This window comes from Jutongia sp. SJQ-6 (genome assembly GCF_054161275.1).
Window position 1 is genome coordinate 1527157 of record NZ_CP195314.1, and the last position, 20274, is coordinate 1547430.

General features: G+C 43.2%; 16 protein-coding genes. 1 reads left to right on the forward strand and 15 read right to left on the reverse strand.

From position 1 onward, the window contains the following. Positions 1-12: 12 nt before the first annotated feature. The 7 genes from ACSAJE_RS07055 to ACSAJE_RS07085 all read right to left on the reverse strand — a co-directional run bounded on the left by ACSAJE_RS07055 (position 13) and on the right by ACSAJE_RS07085 (position 9440). The gene (locus tag ACSAJE_RS07055; RefSeq protein ID WP_458010036.1) at positions 13-1548 is read right to left on the reverse strand and encodes an amino acid adenylation domain-containing protein; all 1536 of its coding nucleotides are present in this window, start codon (positions 1546-1548) and stop codon (positions 13-15) included. Positions 1549-1561: 13 nt separating this feature from the next. Further along, the gene (gene fliB / locus ACSAJE_RS07060; RefSeq protein ID WP_458010037.1) at positions 1562-2869 is read right to left on the reverse strand and encodes a flagellin lysine-N-methylase; all 1308 of its coding nucleotides are present in this window, start codon (positions 2867-2869) and stop codon (positions 1562-1564) included. Beyond that, positions 2870-3559, reverse strand: a complete 690-nt coding sequence (locus ACSAJE_RS07065; RefSeq protein ID WP_118691264.1) for a TraX family protein — start codon at positions 3557-3559, stop codon at positions 2870-2872. Between the two features lie 595 nt (positions 3560-4154). Beyond that, on the reverse strand, positions 4155-5912 hold the full coding sequence (gene aspS, locus ACSAJE_RS07070; RefSeq protein WP_458008663.1) for an aspartate--tRNA ligase: 1758 nt from the start codon (positions 5910-5912) through the stop codon (positions 4155-4157). Positions 5913-6405: 493 nt separating this feature from the next. Then, positions 6406-7179, reverse strand: coding sequence for a PocR ligand-binding domain-containing protein (locus tag ACSAJE_RS07075; RefSeq protein WP_458008664.1), 774 nt, complete (start codon positions 7177-7179; stop codon positions 6406-6408). Positions 7180-7269: 90 nt separating this feature from the next. Next, positions 7270-8358, reverse strand: coding sequence for a tryptophan--tRNA ligase (trpS, locus tag ACSAJE_RS07080; protein WP_118507299.1), 1089 nt, complete (start codon positions 8356-8358; stop codon positions 7270-7272). 29 nt (positions 8359-8387) lie between these two features. Continuing rightward, positions 8388-9440 (reverse strand): hypothetical protein, encoded by a 1053-nt coding sequence (locus tag ACSAJE_RS07085; RefSeq protein WP_458008665.1) that lies wholly within the window; start codon positions 9438-9440, stop codon positions 8388-8390. Between the two features lie 168 nt (positions 9441-9608). Here ACSAJE_RS07085 and ACSAJE_RS07090 point away from each other — a divergent pair, with 168 nt between their 5' ends. Further along, the gene (locus ACSAJE_RS07090; RefSeq protein WP_458008666.1) at positions 9609-10055 is read left to right on the forward strand and encodes a hypothetical protein; all 447 of its coding nucleotides are present in this window, start codon (positions 9609-9611) and stop codon (positions 10053-10055) included. On the opposite strand, the gene ACSAJE_RS07095 is transcribed toward ACSAJE_RS07090, so the two are convergent. The 8 genes from ACSAJE_RS07095 to rpsL form a co-directional block, all read right to left on the reverse strand. Further along, positions 10056-12677: a cation-translocating P-type ATPase gene (locus ACSAJE_RS07095; RefSeq protein ID WP_458010053.1), complete on the reverse strand. Its 2622-nt coding sequence runs from the start codon at positions 12675-12677 to the stop codon at positions 10056-10058. Between the two features lie 395 nt (positions 12678-13072). After that, positions 13073-13942 carry a phosphoribosylaminoimidazolesuccinocarboxamide synthase gene (locus ACSAJE_RS07100; RefSeq protein ID WP_118691283.1) on the reverse strand — a complete coding sequence of 290 codons (870 nt, stop codon included), beginning with the start codon at positions 13940-13942 and terminating at the stop codon, positions 13073-13075. An 84-nt stretch (positions 13943-14026) separates the two neighbouring features. Then, positions 14027-14326, reverse strand: a complete 300-nt coding sequence (locus ACSAJE_RS07105; RefSeq protein ID WP_118691270.1) for a Dabb family protein — start codon at positions 14324-14326, stop codon at positions 14027-14029. Positions 14327-14492: 166 nt separating this feature from the next. Next, entirely contained in the window at positions 14493-15092 is a 600-nt protein-coding gene (locus tag ACSAJE_RS07110; RefSeq protein ID WP_118691271.1) for a hypothetical protein, read from the reverse strand. A 429-nt stretch (positions 15093-15521) separates the two neighbouring features. Then, a complete protein-coding gene (gene tuf, locus ACSAJE_RS07115) occupies positions 15522-16709 on the reverse strand; it encodes an elongation factor Tu (protein WP_118691272.1) in 1188 nt (395 codons plus the stop codon). A gap of 182 nt (positions 16710-16891) precedes the next feature. Next, entirely contained in the window at positions 16892-19012 is a 2121-nt protein-coding gene (gene fusA / locus ACSAJE_RS07120) for an elongation factor G (RefSeq protein ID WP_458008667.1), read from the reverse strand. A gap of 61 nt (positions 19013-19073) precedes the next feature. Beyond that, on the reverse strand, positions 19074-19544 hold the full coding sequence (rpsG, locus tag ACSAJE_RS07125; protein ID WP_022024292.1) for a 30S ribosomal protein S7: 471 nt from the start codon (positions 19542-19544) through the stop codon (positions 19074-19076). Positions 19545-19699: 155 nt separating this feature from the next. Continuing rightward, positions 19700-20113 (reverse strand): 30S ribosomal protein S12, encoded by a 414-nt coding sequence (rpsL, locus tag ACSAJE_RS07130; RefSeq protein WP_022024293.1) that lies wholly within the window; start codon positions 20111-20113, stop codon positions 19700-19702. Positions 20114-20274: the final 161 nt, after the last annotated feature.

Below are 20274 nucleotides of genomic sequence, written 5' to 3' on the forward strand. Positions count from 1 at the left end.
ATTATTATAGTTTTAACTGCGTTTCACAGATCTTCGTTTCTGAGCCGCATAAATTTCCTGCATCTTCAAACGATCCATTTTGCCGTTCGGCGTAAGCGGTAATGTCTCCAACCTCACGATCGCATTTGGGATCATATAACGTGGCAGCCGTTCCTTGAGTTCCACTGTCAACGCTCTCTTGTCAATATCTCCCACATAAAAGAGAACGATTTTCTTTGTCTCCTGTATAAAAATACAGCAACAGGTCTTGATCCCCTCTATCAGATCAACATCTGACTCGATCTCGCCAAGTTCTATTCGGTGCCCCATGTGTTTGATCTGATAATCTTTGCGCGATACAAAGATCAAATCTCCTGCTTCATTCTTCCTTCCTAAATCCCCGGTATGATAAATGCGGTCCGGAAAATATGGATTTAACGGATTCTGTGTAAAGACTTCCGCTGTTTTTTCCGGATTGTTGTAATAACCATGTGTGAGGCAAGTTCCGTGAATACAAATCTCCCCTGTCTCACCATCTTTCACCGGTTCGCCCTGCTCATTCAGCAACAAAATCTGTGTATTTTTGAACGGACGCCCGATAGGGATCACTTCTTTCTCCTCAAATACATGTGCTGCATGATAATAACAGCTCATACCGGTCGCTTCTGTCGGTCCATATAAATTAAAAAACTCTGCATCCGGAATTGTCATTTTCCATAAATTAAACTGTTTGACCGGGAACACTTCACTGCCAAACGCAATGGTATGTAAATGCTTAGGTGTCACTGTATCGAATGTACCAAATGCCGAGATCATTGTCAATGCCGAAACAACCCAGCATATCGTATTGATCTCATGGTCATTCAGAAACTCCACCAACTTGACCGGAAACATAAAACAGCTCTTAGGAATAAGCCAAGTAGTTGCTCCATATTTCAAGGTTGGATATATTTCTTTCATACACGCATCCAAATACAGCGGCGTCTGATTTCCAAAAACGGTACTTTCGTTAAAACCTAATACCTCAGATAAGCTTTCAATGTAATCGATCACACCACGATGATACCCCACAACACCTTTCGGGACACCTGTTGATCCGGAAGTAAATAACACATAGATCGGATCAATATCCAGTGCACCCTCCCGGATCTTAGCCAACACTTCTTCATCCATCTCAGTCTTACTGCAGGTTTCGTATGGCAAAGCCGTTCCTTCAAAGCCAAGCGCAGCAATCTTATCCTTCGTACTCTCATCATAGATCAAATAATTTGCATCTGTATTTTCCAAGATCAATTGCATACGTCTTCGCGGCATCTCTTCATCGATCGGAACATAGTAACATCCCGCGTAGATCACTCCGAAAAAAGCGGCGATCGTCTGCGGACATTTTTTCATATATACGACAACCGGCTCACGATATGCCCCCTGTCTGCTTAGCTCAGTTCCAATACTTTTGGCCTGTTCGGACACCTGTATAAAAGATAATGCACTTTCTTCATCTGCAAAAGCAGTCTTATCCGGTACTCTATCCACTGTATTTTCCAAGTACTCCAGCACATTTGTCTGCATATGTATCCCCCTGTTAGTGTGTTTGCTTTAATATATCTCCACGTCTTAACACTTTTAAGATCTTTTTGATCGCGAAACGCGGACTGCGCTGCATCAAACTGTCCCATTGTTCCATATTTTCATCCGAATTTTCAATCTCGCGAACATACCAGTGCGCCAGCTCTGCTTTTTCATCGATCGTAAGCATATCATCATTTTCCATCCAGCGCATAAACCAAAGCTCACGAATGATCAGAACATTCACTACAGCCATTTTGCATTTAGCAAGCAGTTGTTCATCGTATGCACTGGTGCAGCAGTACACATATAGGAAATAAACCAGCATCTGCTCTAACTCGATCTCATCTTCCTGCTCCGTATATTCTGCCATACGGCCTCTGGACTCTTCTCGAGACATTTCTTCCCTGATATTTAATATACTCTGTAAAAGCGGCGGCCATTCAGGATTCAGTGCTTCCATCGTACTCAACGCAAAAAGCATATCTGTCATGATCGTTGACACCGGCTCCTCATTTTCCTGTCTAAAATATTTTTCATCATAAATAATCTCATCAAGCCTTTTTTCTATCTTTTCATAGGCAGTATCCTCACAATATGCTTTACGGATCTTGCGCAGTTGATGTTTCTCCCGATCTGTAAAATCCGGAAAAAAAGGAAGATTTTTCAATGGAAAAGAAGTGTGCTTACGTTCGGCACGATGATGGATCCGACTCTCCACATCGTGTGCCATTCCAAGTATCATTACCATTCGCTGGTTCATGCTGAATTTACGATCTTGTGCTATTGATAATAATGTGTCTCTGGTCGGCACCAATTCTGCAAACAGTTTGTGATCAAAAAACGGATCCCACTCTTTGCGGGCATGCACTTCATAACAATCAATGTTTACCGGCTCTTTACGCTCCAGCAGTTGTTTGCATGCGATCGGACACGTCATGGCTAACGAGCGTTCCCGCACATTTGGATATACTTCCTCGTGGCGCGGATGTGTATGGCATGTCTCACATAGCGCATTTTCGCCGAGTTCTAATACAATGTCACATAAATTGTCCTCATTTAAAAATTCACAACGATTATCCTCTCCATGCGGACAAATACGTCCTGTTGAAAAATCAATCTTTTCTGCCATACGTTTTCCTAACGGTCCTTGTACATGCCGATACTTCTTTAATGTATCCGGATCCACAACGATCTGCCAGCGAATACAGCAGCTATCCGGGCACTCATGTCCCGGAACACATTCAAAATCATCAAAATAATCAGGATAATAATATTTCATCGCAATAGCCATACCTTTCTTCTGCTCTGCAGGTTTTTCCAATCAGAACCCCATTCTTGCAGGCATCAATATATACTGTAATACATATAAAATCAACAAATGCACCGGATAAAACCAGTAAAAAACTGTGCGATTTCCTCTGCCTCGTTCGCCATTATACCACTGTATACACAAAAGTGCTACCAGCGAAGCCGGCTGCCAAAAAAGCAGCACTGCAGCTGCCAGATTCCTTTTTGTTTTTTGGTCATGAAAGACATAGAATACTACAATCAGCAAAATGCCATACCACGAGTAATCCACCCGCAGCAAATATGCTGCAGCGCAGCCGAATAATACGATTCCGTACATCGGAATGCTCCAAAGTTCTACTTTGGTGAGCATCCACATGACCAACAATCCGATTACAAACGTAAATAATACGTTCTGTCCATCCAGCTTAACAATCTTTCCATAAATTGCCAAATCATATGGTATCTCCGCCAAAAAGGCAAATCCAAGCATTCTTTGAACGTACTTGCGCAAATTACCTGTATGATAAAATCCTTCCACCAACAAAAAACAAAATAAAGGAAATGAAAGCCGCCCTATATAGCGGCTAAGCGAATACACTGACAACAGTGCATGGCTGCCATACGATAAATAAATCACTCCGATATGATCGATAAGCATCGACAATAAGGCGATCCACTTCAAAGTATTTCCATCCCATCCACGATGGTTGCCCGTGTTCATTCAATCCTTCCCTTTCCTTTAACTCATAAACTCATACTTCCCATACCGCAAATTCGCCACGACCACATATTGCTTATTATGTCAATGACTATATTGCATTTTGCAGCCACCATAGAGTGGTTTCTGCCATCCGAGAACTATAGTAATTGCCTTGCCGCATTTTCGTTTTTGGTGATTTCTAGATTTTGTTGTCTCTGATGATTGATTTACATGCCCTTCGGAAACTCGAAGTCCCGGAAGCAAGGTATTCATCATTTTTGAAAGGGACTTTGCGCTCGTCGTTACTTATGTCTCGTATTTCAGAGACATTAAGTAACGTGACGTAGCGCATCGTAGCGAAAGCGTCCCGTCCAAAAATGGATGATGCCTTGCTAAACCGGGACATCTCAGACAATCCTTCGGGCATGTATTCATCAGAGACTTAACAAAATAAGAAATCAACGAAAAACGTTGCGTTCTGCGGCAATTATCTTAGTTCTCGGATGACAGAACAATTTAGTTTGTTGGTTGCAAAATTTTTTGTTTATTGCCGACATAATAAGCAATATGTGGTTCGGGCAATAACTTCCGGTATAGGAAGTTTGAGTTATAAATATTACTGTCTAACCTTAATATGGACCTCTCGGAGCTGCTGTTCGGTCACCTCTCCGGGAGCACCACACATAAGATCCTGTGCGTTACCATTCATTGGGAACGGAATGATCTCACGAATATTCTCCTCATTGCGAAGAAGCATGATCATGCGGTCAACACCCGGTGCCATTCCTGCATGTGGCGGTGCACCGAACTGGAAAGCATTATACAATGCGCCAAACTTCTCCTTGAGATCCTCTTCCGTATAACCTGCGATCTCGAACGCTTTTACCATGATCTTCATATCGTGATTACGCACTGCACCGGAAGATAACTCGATTCCGTTACATACAATATCATACTGATATGCCAAAATCTCTGATGGATCTTTTGTCTCCAACGCTTCTAAACCGCCCTGTGGCATAGAGAATGGGTTATGCGTAAAAATATACTGCTTCAGCTCTCTGTCGTACTCATACATTGGGAAGTCATTAACATAGCAGAAACGATATGCATTTTTCTCCAACAGATCCAGGCGGTTTCCAAGTTCTGTACGAATCTGTCCTGCATATAACGCTGCCAGCTCTTCTCTGTCCGCAATAAAGAAGATCGTATCCCCTGTCTGAAGTCCTGCGATCTCAGCGATCTCTGTCTTCATATCATCCGGAATAAACTTATCGATTGGTCCCTTATAGGTCATATCTTCTTTCACTTCCAAATAACCAAGGCCGCCCATACCGATAGACTGCGCAAATTTCAAAAGTTTCTCATGTTGTCCCTTAGACAACTTCGCATGTACATTGATGGCACGAACTGTCTTACCGTGGAACGGCTTAAACGTACATCTCTGGAAAAAGTCAGTGACATCCACAATGCGGAGCGGGTTACGCAGATCCGGCTTGTCGGTACCAAACTCCAGCATCGCCTGCTTATAGCTTATGATCGGATATGGTGCCTGAGTCACTTCTGCTCCCTCTGGTGCAAATTTTTCAAAAGTAGCACTCAACACTTCCTCACCAACGCGGAATACATCTTCCTGTGTTGCAAAACTCATTTCAAAATCAAGCTGATAAAACTCTCCGGGTGAACGGTCTGCTCTTGCGTCCTCATCACGGAAACATGGTGCAATCTGGAAATATTTATCAAATCCCGATACCATTAACAACTGCTTATACTGCTGCGGTGCCTGCGGCAACGCATAGAATTTACCCTTAAACTTACGAGAAGGCACGATATAATCACGTGCGCCTTCTGGAGAAGATGCACACAAGATTGGTGTCTGGATCTCCAAAAATCCCATTTCCGTCATCTTCTCGCGGAGATAACTGATGACTTTGGAACGGAAGATCATATTATCGCGCACTTTGATATTTCTAAGATCCAAATAACGATATTTCAAACGAACATCCTCTCTCGTCTCTTTCGAAGTTGCGATTTCAAACGGAAGTTGACGATACACCTTGCCAAGAATGTCTACATGATGTGCCTCTAATTCAATCGTTCCGGTCGGGATCTTCGGGTTGTACGTCTCCTCGTCACGATGTTCAATCTCGCCCTCTACACTGATGCAATCCTCTTTGTTGATACCGTCCAACAAAGAAGTATCGCGCATAACAACCTGCATTACACCATACATATCACGCAGATCAATAAAAGATACACCACCGTGATCACGAATGTTTTCTACCCAACCTGCAATTTTCAGATTGCTTCCAACATCCTGTTCCGTTATGTCGCTCATTATTTTGTCGCGGTAAATATTGTTCGTATTAGTCCTCATAATATCCTCCTTCAAGATGAAATGTACTTTCAAATAAGAACTGAGGAGTTCTTATTCGTAAAAGAACAAAGAGTCGCTTGCGACTCTTTCGCGCTCGAGCGGTGCTGTTTACAGCTAACTTCTTCTCCGCGAGATGCGCATCCTCGCGGAGCGTTTTTTACTTTATAGGAAACGAGAAGTTTCCTATAAAGCAAAAAAAAGTCCGCCCCAAACACACTTGTTCAGGACGAACGTATTGTCCGCGGTACCACCCGAATTACTGTTCTACAGTCTCTCTACGGTCATAATAACCTTTCTGTTTGTCGCACAGCTGCGGCGCACCTACTAATGAATGTCTCACGTTCAGATTGCGGCTGATAAAGTGTTATTCACTAGGATTCCTTCTATGGGGTTCACACCATCCCCCACTCTCTGCAAGCGATTCTCCTGCTACTTCTCTTCGTCATAGCCATATTATGAAAATTCCGCAAAAACCGGAATTTTATGCAAAAAATTAATCATTTAACTCATTGACAGTCTCTGTCAACTGCGCAAGCTTGAACGTAATCTCCTTGCTCACGCTTGCCATTCCCTCTGCCAGCTTCTGAACCTCAGAAGCTACCACAGCGAAACCACGTCCGCTCTCACCGGCACGAGCTGATTCAATGGATGCATTCAATGCGAGCATATTCTGCTTCTTGCTGAATCCAACAATCTTTGATGTACTCTCATTCGCCTCACTGATCTCTTCAGCCGCCTTCGCAATGCCAACTTTCAAGCGTTCCAGCATCTGATTATTCTGATACTCTTGATAGCAGGCACGTACATACATGTTGATCACGTCCCCCAGCAACTGTGCAGACGCTTTGATCTGCTCTTTAGACTTAACACCAACTTTATGCAAAGCCTCAATATAAGCATCTTCATTAATACCAAGCTCTCTGGCAACACTGCGGAACTTGTCATCATCCGGATTCTCCGGTAATATCTGACCTCCGACCACATTTCCAAGAACGGTGCCGTCATTCAACGTGATAGGGATGCCGAAATCCATCAGACCGGCATGGCACTCATAGACACCCTCACCTTCACGGTCACACTTCTCACAACGACGACGTCCTTCTTCGCTGCCTCTTGTCAGATCAATACAAAATTCCGTGAAATTATAACATTCGCTAATATACTTTCCATCGGCGCCAACTGCTACTGTCGCCAAACCTGTACTCTTCGCCCAATTGTTCATAATTTCTTCGAATTTAACCATATCGCAAAAATCTTGAATCCTCATTGTCATACGCCTCCCGTACTCTATACTGTAACATATATTATAGTGTATATTGTAGCATATATCTGTAAAATTGTAAATCCAAAGCAACCGCTATTTTTGTGCATAACGTTCGCTCTGTGTGCGGATCAGATCCTGATCCTCAAAATAATCGATCTTCATCGCTCTTTTGACCTCAGATAATGTCTGAGCTGCCGTTTCTCTTGCAACATCACTTCCCTTCTTAAGGATGTTGTAAACTTCCGGAATATCTTTCTCAAACTCAGCTCTTCGTGCACGGATCGGAGACAACTCCTCCTGCATAACGTTATTTAAGAAACGTTTGATCTTGACATCGCCAAGTCCGCCTTTCCGGTAATGTTCTTTTAATTCATCCAGATTTGCATAATCCGGCATGTATTCTTCAAAATGCTCCGGTCTGCTAAACGCATCCAGATACGTAAACACCGTATTACCCTCTATATGTCCCGGATCAGACACCTTAATATGAAGTGGATCCGTGTACATTTCCATAATCTTAGCACGTACATCTTCTTCCGTATCCGACAAATAAATACAGTTACCTAATGATTTACTCATCTTTTGCTTGCCATCTATGCCCGGCAGACGCATACAAGCCGCATTGTCCGGCAACAGCACCTCAGGTTCTACCAAAACTTCATCATAAATACCATTGAACTTACGAACGATTTCCCTTGTCTGTTCTATCATTGGGAGCTGGTCCTCTCCAACCGGCACTGTCGTTGCCTTAAAAGCGGTAATATCAGCTGCCTGACTAATTGGATACGTGAAGAATCCCACCGGAATGCTCGTCTCAAAGTCACGCATCTTAATCTCTGATTTTACTGTAGGATTGCGCTGCAATCGAGACACCGTAACCAGATCCATGTAATAAAAAGTAAGCTCACATAATTCTGAAATCTGCGACTGGATAAACAATGTCGATTTCGTTGGATCAAGCCCGCAAGACAAATAATCCAATGCCACTTCTATAATATTCTGGCGCACCTTCTCCGGATTCTCAAAGTTATCCGTAAGTGCCTGTGCATCTGCGATCATAATAAATATTTTATCGTATTCACCGGAATTTTGTAACTCCACGCGCCGGCGCAATGAGCCAACATAATGTCCTACATGTAAACGTCCTGTCGGGCGATCTCCGGTTAAAATTATCTTTGCCATAATGTTTCATTCTCCTTCAGTCTGTTATTTTATTCCTCGCTGTCCATCATACCGCTCCAATACAGAAGATTCTGTATGGCGATCTTGCTCTTCCACCAGTTCTTAGCAACTCCCCAAGCGGCAGGATAACTTTTCCCCCACTCCCAAGTCACTTCCCACGAACCGTCTCCCAGCTGTGTTTTGGCGATAAATTCCAATTCAAACTCTGCAATATTTTTGTTCATTTCATAATACATACTGTCTTTGGCACGCAAAAAAGTCGATGGACGGCAAATATTGACATCCCACATTGTAATGTATAAATTGACATCCTGCGTGATCGTTTGAAATACAACTTCCTTTAAGCGCTTTTCAAACGGTTCCATTGGAAACTCCGCTTCTAATCCTGCCTCTGCAATATAATCATAAAGTCTGCAAAAACAAGCGACCACATGCATCTCTTTACAATCTTTGATCATTAAAAACTGATTGATCGCCTCCGTCGCCACTTCCTTAGCCAGATCATAAAAATCCGTATCCGGATCCTCAAAATACAGAATAAATCCTGCCAGGCCTGCCGTTGGATTGTAATCCGTCGAAAAACGATTAGCCGGAGTGTCCTCCCACCATGAAGCATATGGATAGTGCCACCAGTCCGCATGTGGGTAATTGTTGTTCGTATCGATCGTATGCGCCCAACTATTATCTTCAAACTCTTTGCCACTGCTCAAATATTCCAAAATCCCCTGAATGACCGGATGATCTGCATCTTCGCGCTCCATTCCGATTTCCCAGATGATCTCTGTTGCCTCATAGGTCTGTGACGGTGATGAATGCGGATTCCAATAGTCCGGCTCCAATCCGTAGCCAAACCCACCATCCGTATTTTGGTAACAGGCAAGTGTATCCAAAACCGCCTCACGACTGCCATCCTCAAAGTGGTACTGCCACTTAGCCAGCTCCAGTGGTCGGGCGTTTTTGTACACAAATCGCCTTGCACGATGGTAAGCATTGTCAAATGCTTCCTTCTCCTCTTCCTTCATATGCTTCTCCCCCAAAAATATAATCTGAATCCCTTGATTCATTGCACAGTGTTTTGCCATACTGCAATAGTTTTCCAGAATTTACAGCACATTGAAATATATAATGATAGTATAACATATTTTACAATCATTGGGAAATACTAACATAGAAATTTTTGCCGGGAAAAAATTTGGAAACAGCTAACTTTGCAGTAATGTAAACGTAACACCAAAAGGAGGACGATATCCATGGAAACAAACAGCAAAGAGTTTGATACAATACGACTTTTACAGGAATGTGATGCCGGAAGCAAAATGGCAGTATCCGCCATTGACGAAGTGCTGGACCGCACACAGGACAGCGCCTTAAAAAATCTGTTGTTAGACACCAAACAGCACCACGCCAAACTCGGAAATGACATTCACTCCGAATTAGCGCACTATCACGGCAATACCAAGGAGCCAAGTCCAGTCGCAAAAGGAATGGCATGGGCGAAAACCAATATGAAACTGACATTAGAACAAAGTGATGCAACGGTAGCAAATTTGATCACAGATGGCTGTGACATGGGCATCAACGCATTACAGCGCTGTCTAAATGACTATCCGGATGCCAGTCACGCAGCCAAAGATCTGTGTCGACGCCTCATGTCTATCGAAGATACTCTCCGCGAAGATCTTCGCAGCTATTTATAATCACCGGTCGGTACCGGACAGCTGCTCCCGTAAAATACGGAATCCCTGTATAATAATTGTTGGAAGTCCTGCTAATACAGCCACACTTGCTGTCTGCGCCCCTGTCAGAGACGATGCTGCGAATGCACTTCTTGCGGCCGGTATACACAGTACCAATGCCAATAGCAGGACTCCAACACCAAATGCTGCAAGGCTCCATCGGTTGCTGCACAATCCGATCCGTACCAGCGAGTATTTACTGCGCAGATTGAACCCATGAAACAATCGTGCTAACGTTAATGTTGCAAACGCCATCGTCATTGCTGTCTGAACATTATGCACCGGATCGCCTAAGTAGAAAGCCGTAATAGTAACCGCTGCGATCATACTTCCATAGATCAACATATTGCGAATAAAGGAGCTATTCAATAATTTATCCGATGGATCCCGCGGCGCATCCTGCAACAACCGTTCATCAACCGATTCCATGCCGATAGCTAAGGCAGGAAGGGAATCTGTCAACAGATTGATAAACAATAGATGTACAGCTGCAAAAGGTGCCGGCAGCCCTGCCACACAACAATACAATACAGCTAAGATTCCTGCCATGTTACCTGACAGCAAAAACTGAATTGCATTTTTGATATTACGATATACATTTCTTCCATTGCATACGGCCTTGATAATTGTGGCAAAGTTATCATCTGTCAAGATCATCGCTGCTGCATCTTTGGACACCTCTGTCCCTGTAATCCCCATTGCCACGCCGATATCCGCTTTTTTAAGCGCGGGCGCGTCATTAACACCATCTCCCGTCATCGCCGTGATCCTTCCCTTTTGCTGCCATGCGTCAACGATGCGAATTTTATTTTCCGGTGATACTCTTGCATAGACCGCAATCTTCTCCAATTGCTGCAAATGTTCTTCCTCAGACATCGCATCCAGTTCCTGTCCCGTAACCGCAATATCCCCCTCGCTAAAAATCCCCAACTGTTTTGCAATGGCCGTCGCCGTCACCTTATGGTCTCCGGTGATCATAACTGTACGGATTCCTGCACGCTTAGCATCCTCTACCGCCTTCGCAGATTCCTCACGCGGTGGATCGATCATTGCCGCAAGTCCTATAAAGGTAAGATCCCTTTCCTGATCCAGTGTCAGGTGCTGGTCTTTTGCAACAGATCGCTGGCCAAAAGCTAACACTCTGAGCCCCTGTTCCGAAAACTGCTGATTTTGCCGCAGGATCATTCGCTTATCTTCCTCCGTGATCGGCTGCATTCCCTTTGATGTCAGAATGTGGGTCGTACGATCTAATAATACATCTACTGCGCCTTTCGTATACACAACATCAGATTGCTCTTCTTCTATTCCGAGATATTTGGTACTCATCAATTTGCGGTCTGAGTCAAAGGGAATTTCCTCTAAACGCTGCATAGTATTGCGAAGCTGTTTCGTATCTGTCAAATTCTGTGCCAACACAAGTAAACAGGACTCTGTAGGGTCACCAAGCTGTTTTCCTTCTGTCAATACAGCATCATTATTTAAGACCGCATTGTATAAAAATGCCTTCTGCACTAAGGAGTCACCCGTCAGCTCCTGCGGATCCACGCAATGTTTATCGAGATACAATTTCGTCACTGTCATCTTATTTTGTGTCAAAGTTCCTGTCTTATCAGAACATATTACTGAGACACAACCAAGGCTCTCAACAGCTGATAATTTTTTAATGATCGCACCCTGCACCGCCATTTTCTGCGTTCCCATTGCCTGAACGATCGTCACAATAGAGCTTAACGCCTCCGGAATTGCGGCCACTGCAAGTGCCACTGCAAATAACAGCGCTGGCAGCAGTCCATTGCCTTGATACCACTGCATTCCAAATACCAACAAGCAGATTACCATAATGAGCACCGCCAGCTTTCTGCTAAAATCATCCATGCTGCGTTGTAGTGGTGTTTTGACACTCTTAGTTTGATTCATCAATCCGGCAATCTTGCCCATCTCTGTATCCATTGCCGTCGCAGTTACCAAGGCCTCGGCTCTGCCATACGTAACAAGTGTACCTGAATATACCATATTCACACGGTCAGCAAGAGGGGTTTCCTCGGTTATTTCTATATCCTGTTTATCAACATTCGTTGATTCTCCGGTCAATGCACTCTCATTAACCTGCAACGAGTGATTGCACAGTATTCGTGCGTCCGCAGCGACCATATCTCCTGCCTCCAGCAGCAAAACATCCCCGGGAACTACCTGTGTAGAAAGGATTGCACATTTCTTGCCATCCCGCAAAACATGTGCATGCGGTGAAGAGAGCGATTTTAGTGCTTTCAGAGACTTTTCGGCTTTGACGCTTTGAACGGTACCAAGCACCGCATTTAATATCAGCACCGCAAAAATAACAATTGCGCTCTCAACATCGCCCGAAAATAATGATATACCTGCTGCGATCATTAATATCCAGACTAACAGGTCTGCAAACTGCTCCACAAAAATCTTAACTACACTCTTTTGTTCTCCCTCTGCTAATGCATTTGGTCCGGTTTGAACCAGCCTTTGCTCCGCCTCTGCAGATGTCCATCCACATTCTGATGCCCCCAGATTGCGCAGTACATCTTCTTTTTTCATTTGATAATATGCCTTCATCATGATCACCCATTCCTTTCCCGCCGGCAGCCACTAACCATATGCCCGCGGAGTGCTTTACTCATCAAGAATTACCGCAGCAATTCTTGATGATCTCTCGCTGCGCAATAGCAATTGCCAACAGACAATTTACGATTAAACAATTTGCGATTAACGAAAAAACGAGACTTCTTGTGTACCAAAATAGCACACAAAAAGTCTCGTTCAACGTTTCACGTTCCACAGGCTCCGGGTCTCACGACCGTATTGACGAAGTCCTGTAACATATCCAAAACGATATGCAACTACTCCCCTTTTGCAAGAGTTTCTAGATCTATTCTATTCTCTAATCCTGCAGTTATATCTGCTTAGTCGTATTTTATACGACTCACAGCAATTTGGCAAGTACTTTTATATTATAGTTTCTCTCCGGTGAGAAGCTCATATGCCTGTAAATATTTGTCAATTGTTTTATCGACAATATCCTTCGGCAAAGTCCAATCATGCCCATCATTTGCTTTAAGCCAATCTCTGGCAAACTGCTTATCAAACGATGGCTGACCATGACCCGGCTCATATCCTTCTGCCGGCCAGAAACGGGAACTATCCGGTGTCAGCATCTCATCACCAAGTACAATGTTACCATCTTCATCTAAACCAAATTCAAACTTTGTATCTGCAATAATAATACCTTTGCTCAGGGCATACTCTGCGCATTTTTTGTACAAGGCGATCGTATAATCACGAAGCTTTGCAGCATACTCTTCTCCTTTACCAGGGAAATATTTCTCCAAATGCGTAACGCTCTGCTCATAAGAAATATTTTCATCATGATCGCCAATTTCCGCCTTAGTAGATGGCGTATAGATCGGTTCCGGCAGTTTGTCGGATTCTTTCAATCCTTCCGGCAATTTAATGCCACATACGGTTCCGTTCTCCTGATAGCTTGCCCATCCACTTCCGGTAATATAACCACGAACAATGCATTCGATCGGCAACATTTCTAACTTACGACATAACATGCTGTTTCCGTCAAATTTATCCTGTTGAAAAAACTCCGGCATATCTTTTACATCAACTGAAATCATATGATTTGGCAAAATATCTTCTGTCAAATCGAACCAGAATTTTGACATCTGTGTCAAAACAGTACCTTTCTTGGTCACCTCATTGTTAAGAATGACATCAAAGCAGCTAATGCGGTCTGTTGCAACCATGATCAAGCTGTCTCCATTGTCATAAATTTCTCTTACTTTGCCCTCTTTGATCGGCTTTAATTCCTTCATAATATCCTCCATTCCTTCCTGCAAGTTCGCTTATGTAAAAACCACCATATAACTATAACAGAATCCGCGAATGGGTGCAATAGCCTACACCTCGTAATCCATGCAGACACGATTCTGCGTGTATGGTCTTACATTACCATCTGCGATCTTAACATGCTCAGGATGCGTTGCATAGCCCTTCAATGCATCTGCATTTTCAAACGAACTGTCTAACATGATATCTGCATTTGACGATGGCAGACCTTCCGTCTGCACATGAATCGACAAAAGTCCCGGAATTTTTCCCTGAAGGCTTTCCAATCCAGCCTTGATCCCCTTCTTCACCGTCTGCTTTTCTTCCTCATCCATCTCTTTTAACTGCCACAAAATAATATGCTTTACCATACTTATCCTCCTTAACTTATCCCAAATCAATATCTTCATGCTGCTCTGTAACTTAGCAGCCTGCCGGGAAATTTAGACCTTTTGACACCTTAATCCTATAATACAAAAAAAGGTCTGCCACATTAATAAATGCAACAGACCCCATAAGACAATGATGTTACTTTAATTATTTAGCAACAACTGTGAAAGAGATCGTAAGCTTCTTCTTGAATGCAAATGCTTTAGCATTGTTTGTCTTAGAGTTGTCACCCTGATTACCCCACTTGTTGTAGAAAGATAATCTCCAGTTGTTCTTGCTAGCAGGTTTGTTCTTCTCGAAAGATCCCTGATATACTTTCTTAACTTTTACTTTCTTACCATCAGCCTTAACTGTGATACCAGAGCATTTTACTTTCTTGAAAGAGCCAAGAACATTTACTAAATCTACTGTACATACAGTAGCTCCTGTAACTTTCTTTAACTTCTTGCTCTTGCTGCCTACTTTGTATTTAGCAGGTTTCTTAATTGTAAGAGTAACTTTTGTCTTCTTACCCTTCTTAAGAGTTACATTCTTAGATACAGCCTTAGCGGTCTTGCCGTCACCAGCAATCCAAAGACAATCAGTACCTTTTGCATTACCTGCGAAGTAAACTCTAGCATTTACTTTCTTGGATTTTGCCTTTGCTGCGCTAGCATCCTTTGTAGGTGCTACTGCTACAGAACCAACTGCTACTGCCATTGCCATAGCTACTGCCATGGATTTCTTTGCTACTTTAGAAATTCTCATTGTAATATCCTCCTCAACTTTGTTTGTGAATTTTCTATGTTTTTTATTATACTCTTTTATGCATAATTGTCAATAAATTAAGTTTCTGTTTTTTGATTTTGTTACTATTGTTATATTTTAGAATAACAATTTTATATTTTTCCACAAATTTTCTATAGGAATTCTGCAATGTATACACACATTTCACTATTTTTTTCGATATCCATTTCTTCATCCGCCTTATACTCGAAGAAATCAAAGTCCGCATAGTATTTCAATAAAAAAGCAAGGCCAGCGCTTTGCTTTGCAAGAATTGCTAAGGCAATTCTTGTTGGCTTCCCTCTACGTTACGTGCATTTCCCTATAAAGTAAAAAAATGTCTGGATGCAAGCAAACTTGCACCAGACATTTTGTTATTGTTTATAGTTCGATCGACTTAACGTCAAAAGATTACTCGATGATTGTTGCAACAGCACCTGATCCTACTGTACGTCCACCCTCACGGATAGCGAAGTTAAGACCCTGCTCCATAGCGATTGGATGAATCAACTCGATTGTCATCTCTACGTTATCACCAGGCATGCACATCTCTGTTCCCTCTGGAAGGTTACATACACCAGTTACGTCTGTTGTTCTGAAGTAGAACTGTGGACGATAGTTGTTGAAGAATGGAGTATGACGTCCACCCTCGTCCTTAGTAAGAACATAAACCTGAGCTGTGAATTTTGTATGGCAAGTAACAGTTCCAGGAGCTGTTAATACCTGTCCACGCTCAACATCCTCTCTCTTGATACCACGAAGAAGAGCACCGATGTTATCACCAGCCTGAGCCTCATCAAGAAGCTTACGGAACATCTCGATACCTGTTACAGTAGTCTTAGTTGTCTCTTCCTTAATACCAACGATTTCAACTTCCTCATTTACATGAAGAACACCACGCTCTACACGACCAGTTGCTACAGTACCACGACCGGTAATTGTGAAGATGTCCTCGATAGGCATCAAGAATGGCTGATCTACTGCACGCTGTGGATCTGGAATGAAGCTGTCAACAGCATCCATAAGTTCCATGATCTTGTCTCCCCACTCGCCGTTAGGATCTTCAAGAGCCTTCAAAGCAGAACCCTTAATGATTGGGCAGCCTTCGAAACCATACTCTTCAAGGTTCTCAGTTACTTCCATCTCTACAAGCTCGATAAGCTCTTCATCATCAACCATATCGCACTTATTCAAGAATACTACGATATAAGGAACGTTTACCTGACGAGACAAAAGGATATGCTCCTTTGTCTGAGCCATAACACCATCAGTTGCAGCTACTACAAGGATAGCACCATCCATCTGAGCAGCACCAGTGATCATGTTCTTTACATAGTCAGCATGGCCTGGGCAGTCAACGTGTGCGTAATGTCTCTTCTCTGTCTGATACTCTACGTGAGCAGTAGAAATTGTGATACCACGCTCTCTCTCTTCTGGAGCCTTATCAATATCCTCAAAGTTCTCAGCCTCGTTACCAGCAACTCTAGCAGCAAGAACCTTTGTGATTGCTGCAGTAAGTGTTGTTTTACCATGATCTACGTGACCGATGGTACCAATGTTACAATGGGGTTTGGTTCTCTCAAACTTTTCTTTAGCCATTTCTAAAAATCCTCCTTTAATTCCTCGACGCCCTATGCGTCATACGGTTTGCGCAAAATCACGCTATGGGCACTATTATAGGCTATAACGCTTGTTTTTTCAAGTATTTTTCTGCAATAATGCCCTGTGATTTCTATATTTTATGAATTTACATTCATATGATAACATTTTTCGACAAAAAATTAGTCGTTTGCCTTATTTGCAAGAACTTTTTCCTGTACGTTCTTAGGACACTGCTGGTACTTCTCGAAGAACATGGAGTAGTTACCACGACCCTGTGTACTGGAACGAAGCTCTGTAGAATAACCGAACATCTCAGCCAATGGTACGAATGCTCTAACAATCTTACCACCACCGATGTCGTCCATTCCCTCGATCTGTCCACGCTTAGCATTCAAGCTTCCAATAACATCGCCCATGTACTCCTCAGGCATTGTTACTTCAACCTTCATGATAGGCTCTAACAGAACCGGATTACCCTTCTTCATAGCATCCTTGAACGCCATAGAACCAGCGATGTGGAATGCCATCTCAGAAGAATCGACCTCATGGTAAGAACCATCCCATACATTTGCATGTACACCGAGTACAGGGAATCCACCAAGGATACCAGCCTGAGCTGCTTCCTCGATACCTTCGCCGATTGCTGGGATGTATTCCTTAGGAATAGCACCACCGACAACAGTAGACTCGAACTTGAATGTTTCCTCACCATTTGGATCCATAGGCTCAAACTTAACTTTACAGTGACCATACTGACCACGACCACCGGACTGCTTAGCATACTTGCTGTCAATGTCAACTGCAGTCGTGAATGTCTCTTTGTAAGCTACCTGTGGAGCACCTACATTAGCCTCTACATTAAACTCACGAAGCAGACGATCTACGATAACTTCCAAGTGAAGCTCGCCCATACCAGCGATGATTGTCTGACCTGTTTCCTGATCTGTATGTGCACGGAATGTAGGATCCTCTTCTGCCAATTTAGCAAGTGCCTCACCCATCTTACCCTGATCATTCTTTGTCTTAGGCTCGATAGCAAGCTCGATAACCGGCTCAGGGAATTCCATGGACTCTAAGATTACCGGATGCTGCTCATCACAGATAGTATCACCTGTTGTAGTGAGCTTAAATCCTACTGCTGCTGCGATATCTCCAGAGTAAACTTTGTCGATCTCGCTGCGGCTGTTAGCATGCATCTGTACGATACGACCAACACGCTCTTTCTTCTGCTTTGTAGCATTCAATACATAAGAACCGGAGTTCAATGTACCGGAATATACACGGAAGAATGCAAGCTTACCAACGAATGGGTCAGTCATGATCTTGAATGCAAGTGCTGCAAATGGTTCATCATCAGAAGACTTACGAACAACTTCGTTACCCTCTTCATCTGTACCAGTGATATCAGGGATATCTGTTGGTGCCGGCATATACTCAACAACACCATCGAGCAGCTTCTGAACACCCTTATTCTTGTATGCAGAACCGCAATATACAGGAACTGCCTCACAAGCGATCGTGCCCTTACGAAGTGCTTTTTTCATTTCATCGATAGATGGCTCTTCACCCTCAAGATATTTCTCTAATAAGTCGTCATCCAACTCACAGATCTTTTCTACGAGGTTGCTATGCCATTCATCAGCAAGGTCTTTCAAATCATCCGGGATCTCTGTGATCTCGATGTCCTCGCCCTTGTCATCCTTATAGTAATATGCATCCATCTCGAACAAGTCAATCAATCCGATGAAGTCATCTTCCTTACCGATCGGAATCTGAACAGGGATTGCATTCTTGCCCAAACGATCAATGATTGTCTGCACAGACATGAAGAAGTCTGCACCCATCTTGTCCATTTTGTTGATAAATGCCATACGTGGTACATTGTATGTGTCAGCCTGACGCCATACGTTCTCAGACTGAGGCTCAACGCCTGCTTTCGCATCAAATACACCAACTGCACCATCAAGTACACGTAAGGAACGCTCTACCTCTACAGTAAAGTCCACGTGACCCGGTGTATCAATGATGTTGATACGATGCTCTAATGCACCAGGTTTCTTCTTATGATGATCCTCAAGTGTCCAGTGACATGTTGTAGCAGCAGAGGTGATTGTGATACCTCTTTCTTTCTCCTGCTCCATCCAGTCCATTGTGGACGCACCGTCATGAGTTTCACCAATCTTGTAGTTTACACCGGTATAGAATAAGATACGCTCTGTAAGCGTTGTCTTACCAGCATCGATATGAGCCATGATACCAATGTTTCTTGTTCTATCAAGTGGATATTCTCTTCCAGCCAAGACTATTACCTCCTATATTAGTACACAAAAATGATACCAGATCCGCTAAGCAGCGATCTTATTACCATCTGTAATGAGCAAATGCCTTGTTTGCTTCTGCCATCTTGTGCATGTCTTCTTTTCTCTTTACTGCTGCACCAGTATTGTTTGCAGCATCAAGAATTTCGTTTGCAAGTCTCTCCTTCATGGTCTTCTCGCCTCTCTTACGTGAGAAGAATGTCAACCAGCGAAGAGCTAACGCCTGTCTTCTGTCAGGGCGAACCTCGATAGGTACCTGATAGGTAGCTCCACCGATACGTCTAGCCTTAACCTCCAACTGTGGCATAATGTTGTTCATTGCCTCTTCGAACACTTCGATAGCGTCTTTACCAGACTTCTCTGCTACCTGCTCGAATGCGCCATAAACGATTTTCTGAGCAACACCCTTCTTACCATCCAACATGATGTTGTTGATAAGCTTTGTCACAACCTTGTTGTTGTAAACAGGATCTGCTAATACATCTCTTTTCTGTATATGTCCTTTACGTGGCACGTTACTTCCCTCCTTAACATGATTTAGCGAATACTAACAGCCGACACTGCTTCAAACGTATTCTCTAATATTAATTCATCGGTACTCACAATTGTTTAGTGTCCGCACCAGGTTAATCAGTGAAAATTAATCCGGCACTTCCCCAAATTAGTGAATTATTTCTTAGGCTTCTTAGCACCGTATTTAGAACGGGCCTGCTTTCTGTTGGCAACACCTGCTGTATCCAATGTACCACGAACGATATGATATCTGGTACCTGGCAAATCCTTTACTCTACCACCACGGATAAGCACAACGCTATGCTCCTGAAGGTTATGTCCCTCACCTGGAATGTAGCTTGTTACCTCAATACCGTTTGAAAGACGAACTCTGGCTGTTTTACGAAGAGCTGAGTTAGGCTTCTTAGGTGTAGCAGTACGAACAGCGGTACAAACACCTCTCTTCTGAGGGGAGCTCTGTGCTACCGTCTTCTTGTTCAGAGAGTTGTAAGTGTACTGAAGTGCTGGGGAGTTAGACTTCTTGGTAGAAACCTTTCTTCCTTTTCTTACTAACTGGTTAAATGTTGGCATTAATTTCACCTCCTGCGTGTTTTATTCAATATTTCCAAATTGTGGTACTTTTATTCATCGTCTCTTCCGTATCACTATTAGAATAGACAATGGGCTATCGCCTGCACGCCAAAAAAGGGCGCAAAAAAGCACACTCAATTAGTATAACGACGTCACCAAAA

Coding starts and splice junctions, on each gene's coding strand:
- ACSAJE_RS07055 (WP_458010036.1), bottom strand. CDS start 1,548: ATGCAGACAAATGTGCTGGAGTACTTGGAAAATACAGTGGATAGAGTA.
- ACSAJE_RS07065 (WP_118691264.1), bottom strand. CDS start 3,559: ATGAACACGGGCAACCATCGTGGATGGGATGGAAATACTTTGAAGTGG.
- aspS (WP_458008663.1), bottom strand. CDS start 5,912: ATGAGGACTAATACGAACAATATTTACCGCGACAAAATAATGAGCGAC.
- ACSAJE_RS07075 (WP_458008664.1), bottom strand. CDS start 7,179: ATGAGGATTCAAGATTTTTGCGATATGGTTAAATTCGAAGAAATTATG.
- trpS (WP_118507299.1), bottom strand. CDS start 8,358: ATGGCAAAGATAATTTTAACCGGAGATCGCCCGACAGGACGTTTACAT.
- ACSAJE_RS07085 (WP_458008665.1), bottom strand. CDS start 9,440: ATGGCAAAACACTGTGCAATGAATCAAGGGATTCAGATTATATTTTTG.
- ACSAJE_RS07090 (WP_458008666.1), top strand. CDS start 9,609: ATGGAAACAAACAGCAAAGAGTTTGATACAATACGACTTTTACAGGAA.
- ACSAJE_RS07095 (WP_458010053.1), bottom strand. CDS start 12,677: ATGAAGGCATATTATCAAATGAAAAAAGAAGATGTACTGCGCAATCTG.
- ACSAJE_RS07100 (WP_118691283.1), bottom strand. CDS start 13,942: ATGAAGGAATTAAAGCCGATCAAAGAGGGCAAAGTAAGAGAAATTTAT.
- ACSAJE_RS07105 (WP_118691270.1), bottom strand. CDS start 14,326: ATGGTAAAGCATATTATTTTGTGGCAGTTAAAAGAGATGGATGAGGAA.
- ACSAJE_RS07110 (WP_118691271.1), bottom strand. CDS start 15,092: ATGAGAATTTCTAAAGTAGCAAAGAAATCCATGGCAGTAGCTATGGCA.
- tuf (WP_118691272.1), bottom strand. CDS start 16,709: ATGGCTAAAGAAAAGTTTGAGAGAACCAAACCCCATTGTAACATTGGT.
- rpsL (WP_022024293.1), bottom strand. CDS start 20,113: ATGCCAACATTTAACCAGTTAGTAAGAAAAGGAAGAAAGGTTTCTACC.